Annotated in this window: 16 protein-coding genes; 13 read left to right on the plus strand and 3 right to left on the minus strand. The window is 62.5% G+C overall.

Annotated elements, in window-relative coordinates:
* The 4 genes from AArcSt11_RS04400 to AArcSt11_RS04415 are packed head-to-tail and all read left to right on the plus strand — an operon-like array spanning position 1 to position 3306.
* The gene (locus AArcSt11_RS04400) at positions 1-1104 is read left to right on the plus strand and encodes a DUF8167 domain-containing protein (RefSeq protein ID WP_250595011.1); all 1104 of its coding nucleotides are present in this window, start codon (positions 1-3) and stop codon (positions 1102-1104) included.
* Positions 1101-2246, plus strand: a complete 1146-nt coding sequence (locus AArcSt11_RS04405; protein ID WP_250595013.1) for a DUF8167 domain-containing protein — start codon at positions 1101-1103, stop codon at positions 2244-2246. The genes AArcSt11_RS04400 and AArcSt11_RS04405 overlap by 4 nt, the downstream gene beginning before the upstream one ends.
* Positions 2243-2611, plus strand: a complete 369-nt coding sequence (locus tag AArcSt11_RS04410) for a DUF7857 domain-containing protein (protein ID WP_250595015.1) — start codon at positions 2243-2245, stop codon at positions 2609-2611. Before AArcSt11_RS04405 ends, AArcSt11_RS04410 begins: the two co-directional genes overlap by 4 nt.
* Positions 2608-3306 carry a MinD/ParA family ATP-binding protein gene (locus AArcSt11_RS04415; protein ID WP_250595017.1) on the plus strand — a complete coding sequence of 233 codons (699 nt, stop codon included), beginning with the start codon at positions 2608-2610 and terminating at the stop codon, positions 3304-3306. The genes AArcSt11_RS04410 and AArcSt11_RS04415 overlap by 4 nt, the downstream gene beginning before the upstream one ends.
* A gap of 25 nt (positions 3307-3331) precedes the next feature.
* Here AArcSt11_RS04415 and AArcSt11_RS04420 read toward each other — a convergent pair whose 3' ends face one another.
* From AArcSt11_RS04420 to AArcSt11_RS04430, 3 genes are all read right to left on the minus strand, one after another.
* A complete protein-coding gene (locus AArcSt11_RS04420) occupies positions 3332-5581 on the minus strand; it encodes a GLUG motif-containing protein (protein ID WP_250595018.1) in 2250 nt (749 codons plus the stop codon).
* 141 nt (positions 5582-5722) lie between these two features.
* Entirely contained in the window at positions 5723-7840 is a 2118-nt protein-coding gene (locus AArcSt11_RS04425; RefSeq protein ID WP_250595020.1) for a COG1361 family protein, read from the minus strand.
* Positions 7841-8013: 173 nt separating this feature from the next.
* Positions 8014-8508 (minus strand): DUF7382 domain-containing protein, encoded by a 495-nt coding sequence (locus AArcSt11_RS04430; protein ID WP_250595022.1) that lies wholly within the window; start codon positions 8506-8508, stop codon positions 8014-8016.
* A 73-nt stretch (positions 8509-8581) separates the two neighbouring features.
* Between AArcSt11_RS04430 and AArcSt11_RS04435 the strand changes: the two genes are divergently transcribed.
* The 9 genes from AArcSt11_RS04435 (at position 8582) to AArcSt11_RS04475 (ending at position 20387) form a co-directional block, all read left to right on the plus strand.
* Positions 8582-9637, plus strand: coding sequence for an ATP-binding protein (locus AArcSt11_RS04435; RefSeq protein WP_250595024.1), 1056 nt, complete (start codon positions 8582-8584; stop codon positions 9635-9637).
* A gap of 62 nt (positions 9638-9699) precedes the next feature.
* Positions 9700-10320: a DUF7310 family coiled-coil domain-containing protein gene (locus AArcSt11_RS04440; RefSeq protein ID WP_250595026.1), complete on the plus strand. Its 621-nt coding sequence runs from the start codon at positions 9700-9702 to the stop codon at positions 10318-10320.
* Positions 10317-10877 carry a DUF7311 family protein gene (locus AArcSt11_RS04445; RefSeq protein WP_250595028.1) on the plus strand — a complete coding sequence of 187 codons (561 nt, stop codon included), beginning with the start codon at positions 10317-10319 and terminating at the stop codon, positions 10875-10877. The genes AArcSt11_RS04440 and AArcSt11_RS04445 overlap by 4 nt, the downstream gene beginning before the upstream one ends.
* 78 nt (positions 10878-10955) lie before the next feature.
* A complete protein-coding gene (locus AArcSt11_RS04450; RefSeq protein WP_250595030.1) occupies positions 10956-12872 on the plus strand; it encodes a type II/IV secretion system ATPase subunit in 1917 nt (638 codons plus the stop codon).
* A 2-nt stretch (positions 12873-12874) separates the two neighbouring features.
* Entirely contained in the window at positions 12875-14605 is a 1731-nt protein-coding gene (locus AArcSt11_RS04455; protein WP_250595032.1) for a secretion system protein, read from the plus strand.
* 86 nt (positions 14606-14691) lie between these two features.
* Entirely contained in the window at positions 14692-15771 is a 1080-nt protein-coding gene (locus tag AArcSt11_RS04460) for a DUF7283 family protein (protein ID WP_250595034.1), read from the plus strand.
* Positions 15749-16246: a DUF7285 family protein gene (locus AArcSt11_RS04465; protein ID WP_250595036.1), complete on the plus strand. Its 498-nt coding sequence runs from the start codon at positions 15749-15751 to the stop codon at positions 16244-16246. Before AArcSt11_RS04460 ends, AArcSt11_RS04465 begins: the two co-directional genes overlap by 23 nt.
* Complete coding sequence (locus AArcSt11_RS04470; RefSeq protein ID WP_250595038.1) at positions 16240-17295, plus strand: DUF7284 family protein; 1056 nt, start codon at positions 16240-16242, stop codon at positions 17293-17295. The genes AArcSt11_RS04465 and AArcSt11_RS04470 overlap by 7 nt, the downstream gene beginning before the upstream one ends.
* Positions 17295-20387: a DUF7286 family protein gene (locus AArcSt11_RS04475; protein WP_250595039.1), complete on the plus strand. Its 3093-nt coding sequence runs from the start codon at positions 17295-17297 to the stop codon at positions 20385-20387. The genes AArcSt11_RS04470 and AArcSt11_RS04475 overlap by 1 nt, the downstream gene beginning before the upstream one ends.
* Positions 20388-20407: the final 20 nt, after the last annotated feature.

Below are 20407 nucleotides of genomic sequence, written 5' to 3' on the forward strand. Positions count from 1 at the left end.
ATGCTCGACCTACCAAACGAGGCCTTGCTGGGTATCGCGTACGGACTGCTAACTGGCTTCGTTCCCGCCCTGTTCGTCGGCTTCGCGGCGATCGGAGCCGTTATCGGCTGGGACGAGGAACTGCCACCACTTGCTGGTGGCGCTGTCGCGGTACCATTCGCGGTCGGCACCGGCACGATGCTCGGCGTGTTTGTGCCGACCGACGGTCCCGCTGCGGTTCCGCGGATGCTACTGGGGGGTGGTGTCGTGATGACGCTGGGGGTCGTGGCGACGACCCACGGCACGACCGTAGCACGCAACCTTCCCCAGGACCGAGCCGCTGTAACGGTCAGAGGCGCGAGTCTCGGACAGGATGCCATCGATGCAGTCGATGCTGCCGGACAGGTGACGATTCGATCGAGTGGACAGATCCGTACGTTCGACGGCTGTCCGTCGCCCTCACCGGCACTCCGAGAGCGTCTGGAGGCTGCGCGGTGGCGATTCCCTGCTGACCTGCAGCTCGCGGAAATCGAACGCCGACTCGCAGTACGGCTGGAACACGAACACGATCTCTCGCTTGTCGATGTTTCGGTTGATGGACGGGGGATCGCGACGCTCACTGTTGCCCCGTCGGTCAAGGGCGTGGCATCGACGCTCGACGATGGCCGCCGGGCAGTGACCGTTACCGGACTCGTCCCGACCGGGATCGAACCGGGGGACCGCGTTATGCTTGGCACCTCCGCGGACCCAGTCAAGGGTGATGTACTCGCCGTGGGTGAACGGGGCCATTCAGTCGGCGACGCTGGTCCCGGCGTGGCAGTCGCCGAACGACCGCTCACTGTGGCGGTAGATACGGCCGATGCACGACTGTTGCTAGACGATGTGACCTACCGCATTGCCGTTGTCCCGAGCGGGGAGAACCACGAGTTCGAGGTCACAACGCTGCTCGAAGAAACAGGTAATCCGGTTCGGATAACTGAGGGTGAGAGGGATCACAACTCGGGTATCGAACCAATCGCCGTCAGAGGAGAGGATGACCAATGGCAGTTCTCTCCAGACGAGATCGATTCCCCTGCTCGGCAGGCGTTCGTCGCCGAACCGCAGCAGGGAGGTGGGACGGAATGATCGGCAGCTTTACTCCGGAACTCGCCCGCGAGATTGCAGTCGGTGTCGTGGGAATGGCACTGTTGGCCGGTACTGTCGGGCTCCTTCTCGGGCTCGCGTACCGCTGGGTGACGATGCGTGCCCCGCCCACCGGGACGACCCCAGTTGCTGGACTGACGGCAGTCGCACTCTACCTGACCGGCAGTGCATTCAACACCCGCCACCTGTTGGCCGACCTCCCTCTCGATCACCACCTTACCGCCGGGTATCTTCTCGGAACCTTTCTGGCCGCCGGGCTGATCACCGTATGGGCTGGCGAGATCGGCGATCGGATCGGCTGTCAGGCTATCGGTCTCTCTCCGATCGATGCTGACGGCGATGCGGCCGAGACGATCCGCTCGTCCCGGCTCGGGATGGCACTCGATCTACCAGGGGATATCGGTAGCGTGGAGGGATACCGGGCGGTCGACGACGCGACCCGTCGTGCGATCGCTGGCTCGACCGTCACGCTCCCGATTGACCTCTCGATCGAACGGCGGCGAGACCGACTTGAGCGACACATCGAGCTCGAGTACGACATCGATATCGTCGATGTCCGGATGACCGACCAGGGCCTCGTCGATCGGGTACAGGTCGGTCGTCGGCCGACCGGGCTCGGATCGATGCTCCCGCCCGGTCGTGTCGCGGTCGCGATTCGCGCGGAGATGACACCTGACGCCAGTCTCGGCGATCCGATCGAGATCCGGTCGCCGGAGGACGATGGGCGACTCATCACTACCGGAACACTTCGGGGGACTGATGGGCGGATAGCGACGGTCATCGTCGACGAGGAGTGGGCGGATATCGACGAGGAGCGGACCTACCGGCTGGTGACACGTCCCGACGATCCGACGGACAGCCACGAGTTTGCAGCGGCGCTCCGCCGAGTCGACGAGACCGTTGAGACGCTCACCGTCAGTGCCGACGGCCCGGCCGCCGGCGAGTTCGTCGGCTGGCTGCCCGGCCGGGCGTTGCTGATCGACCGGGACGGCGAGTTGCTCCCACTACCGGACGACAACGAGACCCTGGAGGCCGACGATGATGTCTGGATACTCGGTTCGCCCGACGAACTACCACCGTCCAATCCGCCAGCCAACGAGCAACTGGCTGGTGAGCAGCGATGAACGGCCCCCGGACACACGTCGAGCGGGCGGGCGGCGTGACAACGGTCCGTGTGATCCTGACCAACGACCGCTCGACACCACAGACCGTCAGACTCCGAAGCGAACTGGATGGCCCGGTCTGGCCACCACAGCGCAACGGCGTCGTCGATGCCCACTGGACGGACGGTGTCTGGGAGGCGACGATCCAGCCCGGCCGGAATCGCGGGGTCGGGTTCGCCAGTCCGGCACCACCGGTTGATCCACCCGTGTCGGTCGTCGCAACCGAACGCCACGACGCCGACGCGCCGGATCGATCACCCGACGCCGTGCTTGCGGATCTCGACGACTGGCGACCGACCTCGGAGGTGCTCGACAACGAGCCATGATCGTCGCAGTCTCCGGTGGCAAGGGCGGGGTTGGCAAGTCCACGACGGCCTGGAATCTCGGCCGTGAACTGGACGCCGTCGTCGTCGATGCCGACCTGTCGACCGCGGACTTGCCCCCCGGTAGTGGCCCGGATCTGCACGACGTGCTCGCCGGACGCGTCGAGCCGGTCGACGCCGTCGAAACTGTCGGCGAGGTTCCGATTCTCCCCTGTGGCCGCACCCTCTCCGGTGCTCGTGCGGCCGAGCTCGATCGCTTCGGTGACATCATCGAGCGCGTCGAGCGCAAGTGGGGCCGCGTCGTCGTCGACTGCCCTGCCGGGCTGGCCCGTGACGTCGGCGTCGAACTCCGAACTGCCGATCTGGCGGTCCTCGTAACGACGCCGCACAAACCCGCGCTGGTCGACGCGTATCGCACGCACGACCTGGCGGACGATCTCGATACACCAGTCGCCAGCGTCGTGGTCAATCGCATCGAAAGCGACCGGGATCGCGAGATAGCGGACCGACTCGGCCGCGAACTCGGCGTCGACATCACGACGATCGAGAGCCAGTCCGCGCTGGCCGAGGCACAGGCCGGCTGGGTCCCGATCCGTGACTACGAGCCCGAGGCGAGCGCGGCGACAGCCTACGAGTCGCTTGCCGATCGACTGGAACGCGCGGACGAACGGCTCTCCGATCGCGCCGAATCGCTCTGAAAAACAATCTGGTTTCTGAAGTCGGTTACTCCCGACGAGCCACAGCTCCGAGGGTTACCAGGACGGCGACCAGTCCTGCCACGACGGTAAAGCCAGGCAAGCCGTCATCGTCGTCGGATTCGTCCGTGCTCTCGCCCTCGTCGCCGCCATCGACTGTCATCGACTGGGCAATCTCGTCGTCGGGTGAACTGACCACGAGCTCCACATCGCCCGCGTCGTCGAATGTGGCGTCGAACTCAACAGTCGTGTCCTCGTTCCGATCGAGCGTCACAGCCTGCGTGTCGACTTCCTCGCCATCAAGTGCGAGCGCGATCTCGGCGTCGTCGATGCCGCCGCCGACGTTGCGAACTGTCACGCCAACTGTCTCGGTGTCGCCCTGTTCGACGGTCTCGGGAACTTCTAGGTCCTCAAGCTCGAAGTCAGCAGGTGGCAGCACCTCGACGGTGCCGGTTTCGGTCTGGTCGTAGTGTTCGACAACGTGCGTGGTCGTGCCGTCCTCGTCGTGGACGTACTCGATCGGCTCGACCGTCCCGTCCTCCCGTACCTCGAACTCGTCTTCGAGGACGCGATCGCCGTCAACGCGAAGTTCGAGAGTGGTCCAGACGCTCGTGTCGAGATCAGTCTCGAAGACCGGTTCGATCTCGTACTCTCGGTCTTGCGTTGCCTCCTCGGGCAGTTCGACCGACTGGAGTGAGACGTTTGCCGGCTCGACGACTTGCAACTCGCCCAATTCTTCATCGTCGCCGAGCGAAACCGTTCCTGATCGATCAGCTGACCAGGTAATCGTCTCGGTCGTTTCCTCGTCGGCGTCGAGTTGGAACGTCGTGATGCTTGCCTGCTCGTCGCCGACTGCCACGGAGACTGTTTCCGAGCCGGGCCCACCAGTATTCTCGTAGGTGGCGCTAACCTTCGCGGTGGTTCCTTCGACGACAGTTTCGGTGTCTAATTCAGCGTCGACGAACTCGATGCTCGGGGGTTCGAGCACTTCGACACTCACTGTGTCGGACTGACCAGCGACGGTTGCGGTGATGTCAGTCTGGCCGATCGAGTTCGCTTCGACAGAGCCGTCTTCGACTGAGGCGATGGCTTCTTCGGTGTCGTAGTCTGCAACTTCGCTGGCGGTAACAGTCGATCCGTCGTGTAGTGTCAATTCGACGGTTGCACTGGTGGATTCGCCTTCACCGATCGTCGACTGTGTTACCGAGAGATCGACCTCCTCGACCTGCCACTGCAGGATCGGGTACTCGTCAGTGGTCGTCCAGTACTCGCCGAAGTCCAGATCCATGTTCTCCTCGGCTGCTGCACCGGTCATCTCGCTCGTTCGGAGCCCTGTTGCGTGCTCGTCATCGTTGCCGATTCCTACGTCAGTCTCCGAACTATCGACATCCCAGTAGGCGGTCGACGGAGCAGCCCCGTTGTTAGGGATGAATCCGGCGAACCCATAGGGATCTTCCTCACTGGCATCGACAGCGCCGGTCGAGTACACGCCGATCGAGGGTTCGTCGTGTGATCCGAAGGCTCCACCGACACCGATGGGTGCACTGACATCCGCGGAGCTGTACGCCTGTGTGACAACCGCGTCCGAGGCGTGGTGGCCAACGACTCCGCCAGCAACTGCGTCCTCACTGTGGACGGTCCCAGCTGATGACACCTCTGTTATTTCCGAAAAGGTAGTTCCGATAACACCTCCGGCGTGTGACTCACCACTACGCACAGTTGCGTCGACAGAAGCCCGTTCGACAGTGCCTTCGCTTACTCGCCCGGCGATGCCACCGATGTCCCCTTCTTTACTCTCGACGGTTCCAGTGACAGTGACGTACCGGACTTCGCCGGTCGTGTAACCGACGACACCACCCACATTTGTGTTACCCTGCATATCTACGTCCTCGAACGTCACGTTCTCGATGGTTCCAGAAGAACCACCAAAGGGACCAACATAATCGGACCCGGGACGCTCGATGGTTAGCCCTGTAACCGTATGTCCCTGTCCGTCGAAGCTTCCGCTAAACAACGTGGTACTCCGGTCACCACTGACACGGTCGCCGATAGGAACGAATCCTTGACCAGCATCCCACGCGTCAGTCTCGCTCGCATCGATATCATTGCCGAGCACGTAGTGTGCTTCGAGGTCTTGGTTCATCGCCTGGAGCTCTTCGACGGTGGTGATAACGTATGGGTTTGCTTCCGTTCCTTCGCCGGCCAGCTCGTCAAGGTCGGCTGCCTCGTCGGCTGCTGCCGGACCGATGGCGAGCCCGGAGACAGCGAGAACTGTCAAGAGTACTCCAGCGAAAGCAAGTATTCGATATCGTCTCGTGCTCATACTCTGGTTGGCTCGTCCTGCTTTTTAAATTTAGACAACAACAAGACAATGAATCACGTGGGACAACACCGGTCTCGATTGGAAAAGAGTGCTGGACTAGCGGCGACGAGCGATGGAACCGGCCGTCAGTAGGACGGCCAACAGCCCAGCAACTGCGGTAAAGCCAGGCAGACCGTCATCGTCGGCTTCGTCATCCCCGTTTCTTTCCCCAGCTTCGACGGTCACTGACTGGGTCATCTCGTCGTCGGGCGAACTCACGGTGAGGTCTACGTCATCTGCATCGTCGAACGCGGCGTCGAGTTCAATCGTCGTGTCCTCGTTGCGGTCGAGAGTGACTGCTTGCGTGTCGACCTCCTCGCCGTCGAGTGCGAGCGTGATGTCGGCGTCGTCGATGCCGCCGCCGACGTTGCGTACTGTAACACTCACCGTCTCGGTGTCACCTTGTTCGACTGCCTCGGAGACTTCTAGGTCGTCAAGCTCGAAGTCAGCAGGTGGGAGAACCTCGACGGTCCCAGTCTGGGTCTCGTCATAGTGTTCGACGACGTGAGTGGTTGTACCGTCCTCGTCGTGAGCGTACTTGATGGAATCAACCGCTCCGTCCTCGCTCACCTCGAACTCGTCTTCGAGGACCCGGTCGCCGTCAACGCGGAGTTCGAGGGTGGTCCAGACACTCGTGTCGAGATCAGTCTCGAAGACCGGTTCGATCTCGTACTCACGATCCTGCGTCGCTTCCTCGTGCAGCTCGACTGATTGAAGAGTGACGTTTGCCGGATCGACGACTTCCAACTCGGCCAACTCTTCATCGTCGAGCGAGACCATTCCTTCATCGTCGGCCGACCAGGTGATCGTCTCGGCCGTTTCCTCGTCAGCGTCGAGTTGGAACGTCGTGATGCTCGCCTGTTCGTCAGCAACCGCCACGGAGACCGTTTCCGATCCTGGCCCACCAGTGTTCTCGTAGGTTGTGCTGACCTGCGCGGTGGTCCCTTCAACGACAGTTTCCGTGTCCAGTTGTGCGTCGAGGAACTCGATGCTCGGCGGTTCCAGCACTTCGACACTCACTGTATCGGACTGACCAGCAACGGTTGCGGTGATGTCGGTCTGGCCGATCGAATTCGCTTCGACAGAGCCATCATCGACTGAGGCAATGGCCGTTTCGCTGTCGTAGTCCGCAACTTCGCTGGCGGTGACAGTCGATCCGTCGTGCAGGACCAACTCGACGGTTGCACTGGTGGATTCGCCTTCACCGATCGTCGACTGGGTTACCGAGAGATCCACGTCTTCGACCTGCCACTGCAAGATCGGGTACTCGTCAGTGGTTGTCCAGTACTCCTCGAAGTTGAGGTTCATGTTCTGTTCGGCTGCTGCACCGGTCATCTCGGCTTGCCCGAGTCCAGTACTATACTCTTGTGCTGGTTCTTCCCCAGTATTCATTACGCTGGTTCCTGTGGTGGTGCCCGAACTGTCTATACTCCAGTACGTGTCAGAGGGGGATGGCGAATCGACGTGAACCTCTCCAGCAAATCCGCCAACTTCTTCAGTTCCATCGACTGGTCCAGAAGCGTACGTACTGGCTACTGGTGCATCCACGTGGCCTGCAACACCGCCAACGGTGTCTCCGACCACCTCGGCGGAACTGTACGAGTTTCGGATCTGACTCGAGCCAATATGGTAGCCGACGATGCCACCTGCACGGCCATCAGTAGCTCGTACAGTGCCTGTCGAATACGATTGCGAAATCGTGGCACCGCCACTCCCCACGATAATGCCTGCGCGACCCTCACCGGAGACATCGATATCTGCCGACACGCGCGTAATAACGCCTTCCGAGCTACGAGCAACGACCCCACCGACGGGTTCGTCGGAGGACTCGACCTGCCCCGTGACGGCGACTGACCGGACCTCTCCGGTGAGATGTCCGACTGCACTGCCGGCATACCTGTTGCCGGATACTTCAACATCTTCGAGTTTCGTATTTTTCACCGTCCCTGACAGGCCACTAAACAGACCAGTATACTGCTCGCCAGGACGGTTAATTACGAGTCCGGAGATCGTATGTCCCTGTCCGTCAAGCGTCCCGCTGAAGGCTGGGCCGCTACCGCTTCCAATGGTGTCCTCTGCAATCGGGTCGAATCCTGCCCCTGCATTCCAGTTGTCGGTTGAAGTTGCGTCGATATCATTCCCGAGTACGTAGTGTGCTTCGAGGTCCTGCTCCATTGCCTGGAGCTCCTCGGCTGTGGTGATGACGTAGGGATCGGCTTCTGTTCCTTCGCCGTCCAGCTCAAATGATGATGTTGAACTGTCACCTACTACGGCAACAGGACTAATTAATAGAGCTAGTGAGGCAACCAGTAAACAGACGCAAATTAATTTTTTTGCCATACCGTTCACTAACTTTCGATTACCAGCAATTTATTATTTGGTTCCTCATCCGCCCAGTTTGAGTCGGCTGGTGGCTGAACGATAAACTCTATTTCGCCAGTCGACTGATCCGGGGGAAGTTCCATATTGGCATCCCTGCCGAATGCAAAGGTTACAGAGTTGTCATCAGGGCCCGTTTGGGCGGACAACGCATTATCCATCCGGACGCTACCTGCCTCTGCGACAACTACGGCATCAGTTACTTCGTTTCCGTCTTCGTCAACGACATTGACCGTCACGTCGTTTTCACCCTCCTCAATAGATGGGTCCTCAAATTCTACATCCACCTCGGTATCGGTCTCGAACGTTCCGACGCCGCCCAGGATCTGCAGCATGATCCCGAGCGAGGCGACGCCGATGACCAGCGCGATGACGAGTCTGATCGGCAGTCCCTCGATCGCCCGTTCGTCCCCGAGGAACGAACGGTCCGATTCTGTCGTGTCCTGCGGTCGTTTCGACTTCATACCCCGATTGGCTCGTCTTGTAACTTAAACTTTGACTCAAAAGTTTAAATCCGATACCGGGACAAATATTAGCATGAGCTTCGTTATCGGTCGCGGCAACGATGCCGATCCCGAGCAAGCGGGCTATCTTGGGCGGTATCGCGCACTCGACGGCAGTGAGGGGGCAAAGCTACACGTGGATCTCGACGGCCCGCACGCGATGTTGATCGTGGGAAAACGCGGCTACGGGAAGTCGTTTACGATGGGCGTCGTCGCCGAAGAACTGGCGCGGGCACCCGGCGTCGCACCGGTCGTCATCGACCCGATGGGCGTCTTCGGGACGCTTGGAGACGGGGCAGATGGCGAGCCGGTACCGGTCGAGGTGCTGGACGCCCCGGCGGTCTCCGCGGACACGCTCGATCCGCGGTCGTGGTGTTCACTGCTCGGGCTGTCGCCCGAAAGCGGGGCCGGTGGGCTGGTCTGGCAGGCCGCCCAGGAGTCGAGCACGCTCTCGGGGATGCGCCGACACGTCGAGGCCAGCGATGCGCCGGCCAACGACGTCCGCGCGGCAGTGAACCACATCGACCTCGCGGACTCGTGGGGCGTCTTCGATCCCGATGGGCTCGACGCCGCGGCACTCTCGGGCACGGAAATTTCTGTACTGGACATATCGGGGCTGGACGCCGCGCCGATGAACGCCGTCTGTCGGGGCGTGGGCGAGGCACTGTACCGGGCGCGCATCGACGAGTCGATCGACCGACTGCCGTGGCTGCTGATCGACGAGGCCCACACCTTCTTCGGCGGCGTCGGCCAGCCCGCGCTGCATACGATCCTCACACGCGGGCGCGCACCGGGCGTGAGCCTCGTGCTGGCGACACAACGGCCCAGCGCGGTGTCGGATACCGCGATCTCCCAGTCCGACGTGTTGATCTCCCACCGGCTGACCGCCGAAGCCGACCTGGAGGCGCTGACCGCCGCCCAGCCGACGTACATGAACGAGTCGCTTGACGAACGCCTCCCCACCGAGCCGGGCGAAGTCGTCGTAATCGACGACGCGACGGAGACGATCCACGCCGCCCAGGTCCGGTTTCGGGATACCCCACACGGCGGTGGCAGTCCGAGTGCGCGCGAAGTCGCCGAACTGGACTGATCGTCGTACTACTATCGACGGAGACTGTAGAAATTTAAATACGATCGGGGCGCAAACGGGATATGACTGATATCGATCGGCTCGACCAGCGACTCTCGGCGGTCGAACGCGTCGTCGTCGATGGCGACGTTTCGCTCGACGAGCTATCCGAGCTGACGGAGCTGGCAGAGACCGTGGCGGAGCTCGAGAACCGGGTCAAAGAACAGGAACAGCGAATTGCGGAACTCGAAGCGACGGCCCAGTCGATCGAGGGCTACGTCGGCAACGTCGAGTCGGTCAACGAGGAGGTCGAACGGCAGGCGGCGACGGCCGTCGCGACGGTCGATCGCCTCGAACGTCAGCTGGATGCGATCGAGGTCGAACTCGACGACCTGCGGGGTGGCGTCCTGCTGGAGGACGAGGGCGACGCGGACGCCTCGAACGAGGACGAGGAGCCGGGCGACGAAGCCGACGACGACAGCGAGTTCGTCTTTCTCCAGGACGAACCGACGCCCGAGCGGGCGATCGACGGTATCGTCGACGAGGAACCGACGGCAACGGTCGACGACGGGATGGACCGGCCGGTCTCCACTGCCGACCAGGAAACCGTCGACACTGCGGTCAGCGAGGAGCCGGCCACCACGGCGACCGGCGATGAAGAGGATGACGGACTCTTTACTTCGTTGCGATCGAAGTTCGGATGATCCGGTACGTGCTGGCGGCGCTGTTGACGGTGGCGATCCTGGGGATGGCTGTCATCGCCATCGATGCCACGGCGGTCGACAACACCGAAAGCCAGCTTCTCAGTACCGCTTCGGAGATCCAAGCGGCGGCAGTCGATCTCGCAGAAACCGAGCAGACGACGCCGGAGACACATCCGAACCCCAGCCGGGTCGTGGAGGTGACGATACCGGAGGCGTCGTTGACGACCGTCGGCGTCGACCACTTCGAGATCGAACCGTTACCCGAGGCTGACGCGAGCGTCGTCCGGTACACGCTCGAGGACGGGACGACCGGCCGTGAACTCCTCGACGAGCGGATCGTCTACCACGAGCCCACGGAAAACCGAACGACGCGGGTCGGGACGTCCGGAACGCAGGTGCTGACCCTCGAACTCCGCCGGGACGGCTCAGGTGATCCGGTTGTCGTCGCCAATCCCCCGCCACGCGAGGCACCGGGTCGCGTCGCTGCCCCGGTCGACGTACCGGAGAGGGAAGCCACGTCTGTCGCACGACCGACCGTCACCGTCGGGTACTGGTGATTCACACCGGGCGATCGAGGCGCGGGGGCCTGTCGTTGCAGTGTATAATTTTAAATCAAATGCCGAGCCAGATACGACATGTCTACGGACGGAGTCGAGCATACGGTCCGGGGGTGGCTCTCCGAACTCGGCCTCGAGGGCCTGCTCGACGAGTCGACAGAGTCCCACTGTGGCTGTAGCCTGCAGTTCGAGGATCGCACGCTCGTCGTCGAGGCGGACGACTGTAGCGGCGACCTCGCAACGTCACCCGCGTGTCGCCATTCCGTCGTCGAGGAACTCGCGACGCGGGACGCCGAGGCGATCGTCGTCTACTCGGAGGGATTGAAACATCGCTACGACAGTGCCGGCACCGGCTTTTTCGGGGCTGCTGGACGGTTCGTCGAGCTGCTCGGCGATCGCGACGACGTGCTGGCCCGTGACGTGGCCCGGGATCCGATCGGTGCCGGCACCCAACTGGAGACCAGGGTCGATGCTATCGGCGACGTGGCGCTCGAATCCGGGCTCCTCGACGCCATCGCGGGGGTCGATACGTATGCGGACGTGTTCGCCCCGCGCGTGGGACTGGAGATCGCGTACTACTACGTCGACCGCTCGATCGACGACTCCGCACGGCTCCAGGACGTCCGGGAACTGGAAACCGGGAGTACGGCACGGATCTACGAGCGCGAGGACCGGTTGCCGCTGTACGCCCTCGACATCGTGGATCTCTCGCTATCGCCGGAGGAACGTGACCTCGTCGTGGGGGGCTACGAGGCGATCGCGGAAGGCTGGGTCGAGGGGGATCGTGCCCCCTCCCGGGCGATCGAGTTCGTCTCCGACGACCCCGTCGACCCGAAGCTGACGACCGTCCTCGAAAAGCATACCGAGGGGTACGGGATCCTCGAGGATCTGTTTTCCGACCCGGCAGTTACGGACGTGTACGTCACCTCGCCGGTGACGAACAACCCGCTTCGCGTAGAACTCGACGGCGAGGCCATGGAGACGAACGTCCATCTCACCGAGCGGGGCGCGAAGGCACTTGCCTCGCGAGTGCGCCGGACCAGTGGCCGGGCCTTCTCGCGAGCGAAGCCGACGATCGATGCGACTGCCTCGCTTGCAAACGGTCGCGGCCTGCGGATCGCGGGCGTCACTGACCCGGTAGCAGACGGCATCGGCTTCGCGTTCCGCGAGCAGTCCGACGACCGGTTTACGATTCCCGGCCTGGTCGCAAACGGGACGATGCCCGCCGAGGTCGCAGGCTTCCTGTCGACCGCGATCGAGCGCAACGCGGCCACGATGATCGCGGGGACGCGCGGCTCCGGGAAGACCACACTGCTCGGGACCCTGCTCTACGAGGTAACGCCAGAAACCCGGACGGTCGTAATCGAGGATACGCCGGAGCTTCCGGTTGGGCCGCTCCAGTCGGTCGGCCGTGACGTGCAGGCGTTACGGACTGGGACGGGCGACGGACCGGAGATTTCGCCCGCCGACGCTCTGCGGACCGCGCTACGTCTCGGCGATGGTGCGCTGGTCGTCGGAGAGATCCGGGGCGACGAAGCCCAGGTGCTCTACGAGGCGATGCGCGTCGGCGCGAACGCCAACGCAGTGCTCGGGACGATCCACGGCGACGGGGGCGATGAGGTGTACGAGCGGGTCGTCTCCGATCTTAACGTCGAGCCGTCCTCGTTCGGTGCGACCGACCTTGTCGTCACGGTGCAAGCGTACGGGACAGAAGATGGGCGGAGTCGGCGGGTCGCCCGGATCGAGGAGGTGCTGGGCGATGGCGACGAGATCTGGTTCGAGCCGCTGTACGAACTCGACGGCGAGACGGCAGCAGCGACCGGACGGATCGATCGGGGGGAGAGTCGCTTTGTCAACGAGATGGCCGGACCGACCGAGGAGTACGCCGATGTCCGTGCGGCGATCGCCGAGCGGACCGAACGGATCGAACGACTGGCCGCCGACGGCCGGCTCTCGCCGGAGGAGGTAGCATCGGCGTATATGGATCGAGGGTGACGATGCACGTGAAACACACGGGGTTGCGGGGACTGGCCACGCTGTATCCCTACGAGGTCGACGCTAGCGAGGAACTGGTCGACTCGGTGCGATTTATCGACGCGCCGTACGACGCGGAGACGGTAGTCCGTGCGGGCTATGGTGCGGGGGTCCTCGGCGGACTGGCACCGTTACCGCTCGTACTGTTCGATATTCCGTTCCTCTTCGTGGGTGTGTTCGTCGTAACGTGCGCGCTCGCGGCGGTTCACGGTGTCCACTCGTGGCCCCACCTCGCCGCGGCGTTTCGGCGGACCGAGGCACTCGGCGAGACGCCGAACCTCATCGGGCGGACGGTCCTGCGGATGCAGATCCAACCCTCTCTGGAGAACGCAGTCAGGTTCGCGGCCGACACTGGCGACGGGCCGCTCTCGCGGAGCCTCGGGGCTCACTTCAAACGATCGAAGGGGACGCCCCACGCCGGATTGCTCTCCTTTTCGGACGAGTGGTCGGAGTACTTTCCGGCACTCCGGCGCTCCTCGACGCTGCTGTCGACGGCACAGGATGCCCCTGAGGGCGAGCGTGCCCGCACGCTCGATCGATCGCTATCGGCGATCCTCAACGGCACGAGAAGTCAGATGGCGGAGTTTACTGCCTCGATCCGCGCGCCGACGACGATGTTGTTCGCGTTTGGCATCCTGCTTCCATTATCCCTGATTGCGCTGGTGCCTGCCGCGCCGATGGCTGGCATCTCACTCAATATCTGGATCTTCGTCCTGCTGTACAACGTGGTGTTACCGTTGTCGCTGATCGCCGCGTCGCTGTGGCTACTGGTGCGCCGTCCGGTGGCATTCCCGCCGCCGCAGATCAGCCGCGATCATCCCGATCTTCCGGATCGACTCTGGATCCGGGCCGGCTGGGGTGTTTTCGTTGCGGTCTGTGCGTACCTCGTCATCGAAGCCGTCGGTCCGGGCTATCTCTCGCTGATTGGTGCACTCGGTATCGGAACTGGTGTCGCCCTACTGGCGATCTACAGCCCCGTCCTGACGCTTCGCAATCACGTTCGGGACGTTGAGGAGCATCTTACCGACGCGCTGTATATCGTCGGTCGACAGGTATCGGAGGGCGAGTCAGTCGAATCGGCGATCGATCTCGCCGCCGAACGCGTCCCCGCCGAGACCGGCGATGTCTTCGATCATGCGGCTGGCGTCCAGCGACGACTCCACACCGGCGTCGAGGAGGCGTTTCTCGGCACCTACGGCGCGCTCCGGGACGTCCCGAGTCAGCGAGCGCGGAGCATGGCTGCCCTGCTCGCCATCGCTGGCGAGGAAGGCAAGCCTGCGGGACGCGCAATCGTCTCGATGGCCGACCATCTCGAAGAGCTAGAGGAGGTCGAGGCCGAGACGAAACGCGAGCTCGTCCAGGTCACCAGCACGCTGGACAACACTGCCGCGTACTTCGGGCCGATGGTCGGCGGCGCGACGGTCGGCATGGCCGAAATGCTCAGTGCCGAGGACTTCGAGATGGCTCAGGGACTCGGTGATGCGACGACGCTGGCTATCGAGAACCTTGGCGTGGTTGTGGCTATCTATCTGATCATGCTTGCGTTCATTATGACGCCGCTGTCGTACGCGCTCCGATACGGGATGGACCGAACGCTGTTCGCGTATCATATCGGGCGAACGCTGCTGTCGTCGATGGTCCTGTTCGTGCTGACTGTCGGGTTGATCGACGTGGTGCTCGTTGGTCCGATGTGAGACTGACAGGATAAATTATTTCTACTATTTCCACATAAGTTCATTTCTATATCAAAATATAAATATCGGCGTTCAGTACAGGCGGTATGGACTTCGAGGCTCCGGTCGACGCCTGGTACGTCTTCATTGCGGTCGGGATCGTGAGCGTCGCGCTTGCGGGACTGGCACTGGGGGTCTCGACTGGTGTTCCACCTGACGCTCAGGAGGGAGCTAACGCCATCGAAGGTGCGACCAGCGCCGAGTACACCGCAAGTGCAAGCCACGAGCACGACGCGGAGACAGTGATCGTCGAACGTAGCACGATCACCATGGAGAACGAACACGGTGAGGCACACGCATCGTTCTCCTACGGCACGGTCGTCGCGGTGAACGGGGACGAGCGGCTGGAGGATATCGTCAACGGCCAGTCAGTCGAGGCGGCCTACGAGGACGAGTTCGCCGACCCCCACACCGATGCCACAGCGGAGCTTTTCGCCGATATCCAGGCTGCCGATGCAGACAACACGGGTGACCCGATCGCCTCAAACGGGGAACTGCAGGCCAGAACGATCCCCGTTGAAGAGGACTCGACAGCCGGTATTCGTGTGCGGACGACCAACAACGACGAGTTCGTGCGTAACCTCGCCGACGAATCCGACGAGTTCAGCGCGCACGAAGTCTCGCTGCCGGAACGGCTGGAACTCGACGTGACCGGGGAGCAGTCGGATATCGAGGTTACCGTCGAGGGAGAACAGTTCGTCGATGCTGTCGAGGTTGAGACGATCGACGGGTTCTGGTCGAACCTGTTCAACAGTGTTTCGTGTACGATCACACGGGGATACTGGTGTGATGAACCACCGGAGGTGGTCCCGAACCACCAGACTACGGACCAGTTCGACGCCGGGGAGTTCTACGGTGCGCCCGACCCTGTCGAAGTCAACCTGTCGACGATCGACTTCGACGACGTTGAGGAGGCTGACCAGGATACGGTCGAAATCTGGGGCGGGACGTACGACCTCGACGTCGAGGTCGAAGGATCCGGGTTCGAGAACTGTTCGGGAACGGTCACGCATTCAAACGACTGGACCGAGCTCTGTGGCCCTGACCTGACGCTCGATGCGTTCGACGACCCACACTGGCACGATGACCGCGGAGGTGTTCATTATGTCACGCTGGTCGAAGTCTAGGGCCCAGACCGAGCCGTTCGCGGCGATCATCTCCGTGGGGATGCTGGTGATCGGCATCGGGATCTTCGCAGTGTACATGGGCGGACTGGTGCCCAACAGCGGCCAGTCCGCGACAGCCGACCAGACGATCGATCTGGTCTGGAACGATATCGAGGAGGACGGAACCTTCTACGGCCACGACGACGGTGAGCAGGTGCTGACTGACTCGGTTACGGCGGACGCGCTCCCGGCCGGTGCCACGGTGTACGTTCGTGTCACCGCCATCGACGAGGACGGCCAGGAGTACGAGGCGTCGGCCGGGTTCCCGTCGGGCTATCCGGACGATACGAGCGTGCTGGACGTGTGGACGCTGGAAGATGACGTCGAATCCGAGGGGATCCCCGAGCGCGCGTCGGTCGCGACCAGAACGATCCCGATCACCGTCGAGAACCGGGCCAACACCCGAACCGGCACGCTGGAGGTCGCTGTATGGTGAGCCGACGCGGTATCTCGACCGTGATGGACATCGCGCTGGCGCTGTTGCTGATCAGCGCATCGGTCCTGCTGATCGGAACCTTCCTCGCGGCCGACGAGGAGTCGATCGACGACGACCGTGGCGAACGGGCGCTCCAGAGTCTGATGGGATCGACGACGACGATCACCTACGACGTGAGCGCGCCCAACGAGAACGGCCACGCCGCGACCGACAGCGACAACTTCGAGCTGCCGGAGAATATCGACGACAGCGACGTCGAAGAGCTACACGAGATCACCACCTACGGCTCGTCGACGGCGCTTTTGTCCGAGGCTGCGCTGACGAATCTGGAGATCGAGGACACGGAGCTGTTCGCGTACGGCCACGACGTCGAACGTTCGGTTGAGAGCGCCATTCAGGGCCAGCACGTCGGCACCGAGGGGACAGTGTACGTGGTCGCAACGTGGGAACCCTACGAGGGGTCGTCGATCGGGGGCACCGCGACGGTCGGCGATCCGCCGCGGAGTTCGGTCGACACGTCGACCGCGACAATGGAGGCGTCGAGTCCGACAGGGGCAGTCGATCCGGATCTGCTCGCCGAGCAGTTCCGCGAAGGTGAGGAAGGAACACACGACAGAGGCGGCGTGGATGACGGCTTCGATGCGATCGGCGGTGCGATCGGCGACCAAATGGTCGAGGGGTACTTCCCGCCGGAACAGACCCAGTACACCCTCGAATCAACGCTCAGCGAGAACGCGGTGACGCTATACAACTATCGACAGATGGCCGACGTTGCGGGCGTCGAGATCGAGGATGAAATCACCGAATCGCCACCGAACGCCACCGAAGCCAACGAGGTGCTGGTCGGTGACTTTGGCGACGCCGGGATGGGAGCGGTGATCGCCGAGGATCTCCGTGACAGCGACGCCGGTGACCGCATCCAGGCGACGTACGACGAGATGGATCAAGAGGACGTGAGTGAGAGCGAACGGGACGAAGCGCTCGCGCAAACGATCGAGGAGACCGTCTCGACGGGGACGATCGATATCACGGTACAGACCTGGGAGTAATGACACGAGACACATCGGAGCGACGAACGGTATCGTTTGCGGACGACCAGCGAGCACGTATTCCCTTCGCGATGATCGGGCTGTTACTGCTCGTCGGCAGTGTCGGGATCGTCGCGACGCTCGAACAGCGATCGGATCCGACGATCGATCAGGACGCCGATCTGGTGATGGACCAGACCCAGACCGCGGCACAGAGCGAGCTGCGGACTGCTGTCCTCGATGCGACACAGACCGCCGGTAGTTCCCCGATCAACAGCACCACAGCTAGCGATGTCGACGCGATCGACGATGCGGACACACAGGAGGAGGCGTTCAGACAGTACGTCAAGCTACTCGTTTACGTGGAGGCGGTCGATCGGCTCCCCGAAGCGGGACAGAGCCTCGACGACGATGCACAGTCGGACGTCTCGCTCGAACCGGTGACGATCAACGGCAGTGCCAGCCATATCGACGCCGGGTCGGCGGTGACCTCGGACGAAGCGATCGACAGGGTGTCTCTCGAGATCGGCCAGCACGACCACAGTGTCGAAGAGGGCGTTGTCAACGCCGAAATAGAGGGCGTCGAGATCGATGCGACCGTCGACGGGACGGCGTTACCGACCGAGGAACGGTCGGTCAGTGTCAGCGTGGGGACGCCGGTGTTCGAGCTCAACGAGCAGATGAACGAGTACGAGTCCGAACTCAACATGGGCTTTTTTGACGGAGACGGTCCCGATCCGTCGGACCCGGACGGGCTTGGCCAGGAGATGGCGTTGCGGCTGTATCCGACCTCCTACATGAAAGCCAGCTGGGACCGGTTCGCTGAGAACACCAAGTCGCCGGACGATCACAACTTCGAGGAGGTGATCGACACCGATCATACGGAGGTGCTCGTCAACCACGCCATCTTCTCCGTTCAGGAAGACACGTTCGGTACGCGGGATCCGTACGCCGACCGGACGATGCGCCCACAGTACCTGTGCATGGCGATCGACTTCGGGTCGACGGCAGGGGATGTCGATACCACGATCGATGCGGACGATGTCGACGAGCTCATTCCGGCTGAAAACGTCACGCTGACCCAGGACTACGAGAACCTGGAAAAAGCCGAGGACGGCGAGGTCGTGATCGTCGACGACGCGGAGGTCGATGTCGAAGAGGAGCTCTGTGGCGACGACGGGGTGATCAACGAGTGGGTCTTCGGCGACGAAGCGACGGGCGAACTGCCCGAGGTCCCGCCGCTTTCCGAGCTGCTGTCTGGGGGGATCGACAGTATGGGCGCAGGCGAAGTCGAGGTCGAAGTGCCGGCCGATACGCTGGGGACGGCGACGTACGTCGATTTCAAGACGACCAACAGCACGGAGCCGTCCGAGATTCTCGAATCGAACACCGACGATCTCGAATCGGACATCGGTGAGGACCGCGATGTTGGCCTCGATCCCGACATCAGTGACGGACCCGAACGCGGCCCCGAGGCCATCATCGACGACCTGTACGAGGTCGGGGTGACGAGCGATACGGACAGCGACACCAGCGGGTTCCCGAGTGCCGAGCCGCCGGAGAACGAAACGGCGTACACGTACGACGCGACGAATTCGACGAGACGGGTAACGAGCGTGGATTCGGTCGCTGTCAGTCACACACCAAAACCTGACGGAACAGGTTCGAGCTACAGCGGCGAGATCCACGAGGTCACGGTCGATGCGGACGTCGACGTCGAACGCGTCGACAGCTGGGAGGCCAGAAACAAGACGCAGACGAGTCCGAACTTCACCGAAACGACGACTAACGGAACAGTCGACGTGGATGCGGACCTGTCGGTCGATGGCGAGTACAGTGTCGGCCACCTCGGTGCCCACTACGATTTCGACTACCCGGTCGCAGACCATGAGGTCCTCACCGACTTCGGCGAGGACCCCGACGCCGTGACGTTCCATCGGGCGTTCGAGGACGGACTCGTCGAAGTGACGGGTGTCGACGAGTACGACTCGGTCGAAAGCGATCTAAAGAGCGAGGTGTCCAGTGCGCTCTCATCGAGCAGCACTGGTACACTCGGTAGCTCCGCAGAGAGTGCGCTCGTCTCGACCAGCTCCACGACGCTCGACAGTGACGACGTGCTCACCGACGCCGAGCGTTCGAAGCTAATCGGGGAACTGGACGAAGAACTCGAGGCTGTCCACGGTGAGTTCGTTGGGAACTACAGTGATGAGCCCTACACAGTCCAGCTCAACGAGCTGACCGACGATACACCGCCACACGAGGCCAGAGACTACATCAAAGACGAGTTCGAGCAGGAGCTGACCTACCGCGACGCCCAGTACGCGACCCCGGAGGAGAAAGCGAAGATCCAGCAGCGTCGGGCCTACTTCGATCGGCTCCACTACTGGCTCGACGAGTTCGGCGACGACTACGACGATGAGTTGGATGAAGTGGACGATTCCGTCGACCTCGATATCCTTGACGAGTCGCTTGGCTTCGTACAGGGCTTTGCGAACGCCGATTTCGACCCGGAGCCGATGGATCTCGACGGCTCGCCGGTGCTCGATGACGCCCAGTACGAGGTGTCCGGGTCCCCGACCTATCTGACAGCGACAACTGTCGAACGGGACCAAGAGCCGGCGATCAGGGCCGCCGACGAGACCGCAACCGACTTCGACTCCGACGGGGATGTCGACCACGATCCGCTGGCCATCAAGACTGACAACCGGACGCCCTGGCCCGGCGTCCCGATCGTCCCCCTGGTGCCGAGCAAATGGTACGCCACCGTCAACACGTGGGACGTCACGGTGAAAGGCGAGTACTCGCGATTCGAGGTCAGTTCGACGGTCGGCGATCCGGCCGGCAGTGACCGCCTCACGTACGTCGCCGAGGACGCCCCTGTCGAGGTAGAGCTCTCGGACGGTGAGACCGTCGATGTCGGACAGAACGACGCGATCGACTTCGAGAGCTCGACCGAGGTCGTCATCATCATGCCCGGTGCGGTCGTCCAGCGTGGAGGTCCAGTTCCCGCTGTCGCCGACACCTCAGATGATGTCCCGGGAACCGGACTGGTCTTCTGTTCCGATACCTGGGAAGAAGTCGGACCGGACGCCGACTCGTCAGGCTGTGACTGAACGGGAAAACAGGTTCACCA

Source organism: Natranaeroarchaeum aerophilus, from assembly GCF_023638055.1.
Taxonomy (GTDB): domain Archaea; phylum Halobacteriota; class Halobacteria; order Halobacteriales; family Natronoarchaeaceae; genus Natranaeroarchaeum; species Natranaeroarchaeum aerophilum.

Excerpts from the sequence above, each read along its gene's own strand:
- AArcSt11_RS04475 (WP_250595039.1), top strand. The coding sequence starts at position 17,295 with ATGACACGAGACACATCGGAGCGACGAACGGTATCGTTTGCGGACGAC.
- AArcSt11_RS04445 (WP_250595028.1), top strand. The coding sequence starts at position 10,317 with ATGATCCGGTACGTGCTGGCGGCGCTGTTGACGGTGGCGATCCTGGGG.
- AArcSt11_RS04415 (WP_250595017.1), top strand. The coding sequence starts at position 2,608 with ATGATCGTCGCAGTCTCCGGTGGCAAGGGCGGGGTTGGCAAGTCCACG.
- AArcSt11_RS04465 (WP_250595036.1), top strand. The coding sequence starts at position 15,749 with ATGTCACGCTGGTCGAAGTCTAGGGCCCAGACCGAGCCGTTCGCGGCG.
- AArcSt11_RS04450 (WP_250595030.1), top strand. The coding sequence starts at position 10,956 with ATGTCTACGGACGGAGTCGAGCATACGGTCCGGGGGTGGCTCTCCGAA.
- AArcSt11_RS04460 (WP_250595034.1), top strand. The coding sequence starts at position 14,692 with ATGGACTTCGAGGCTCCGGTCGACGCCTGGTACGTCTTCATTGCGGTC.
- AArcSt11_RS04425 (WP_250595020.1), bottom strand. The coding sequence starts at position 7,840 with ATGGAGCAGGACCTCGAAGCACACTACGTACTCGGGAATGATATCGAC.
- AArcSt11_RS04405 (WP_250595013.1), top strand. The coding sequence starts at position 1,101 with ATGATCGGCAGCTTTACTCCGGAACTCGCCCGCGAGATTGCAGTCGGT.
- AArcSt11_RS04455 (WP_250595032.1), top strand. The coding sequence starts at position 12,875 with ATGCACGTGAAACACACGGGGTTGCGGGGACTGGCCACGCTGTATCCC.
- AArcSt11_RS04470 (WP_250595038.1), top strand. The coding sequence starts at position 16,240 with ATGGTGAGCCGACGCGGTATCTCGACCGTGATGGACATCGCGCTGGCG.
- AArcSt11_RS04410 (WP_250595015.1), top strand. The coding sequence starts at position 2,243 with ATGAACGGCCCCCGGACACACGTCGAGCGGGCGGGCGGCGTGACAACG.
- AArcSt11_RS04400 (WP_250595011.1), top strand. The coding sequence starts at position 1 with ATGCTCGACCTACCAAACGAGGCCTTGCTGGGTATCGCGTACGGACTG.
- AArcSt11_RS04440 (WP_250595026.1), top strand. The coding sequence starts at position 9,700 with ATGACTGATATCGATCGGCTCGACCAGCGACTCTCGGCGGTCGAACGC.
- AArcSt11_RS04430 (WP_250595022.1), bottom strand. The coding sequence starts at position 8,508 with ATGAAGTCGAAACGACCGCAGGACACGACAGAATCGGACCGTTCGTTC.
- AArcSt11_RS04435 (WP_250595024.1), top strand. The coding sequence starts at position 8,582 with ATGAGCTTCGTTATCGGTCGCGGCAACGATGCCGATCCCGAGCAAGCG.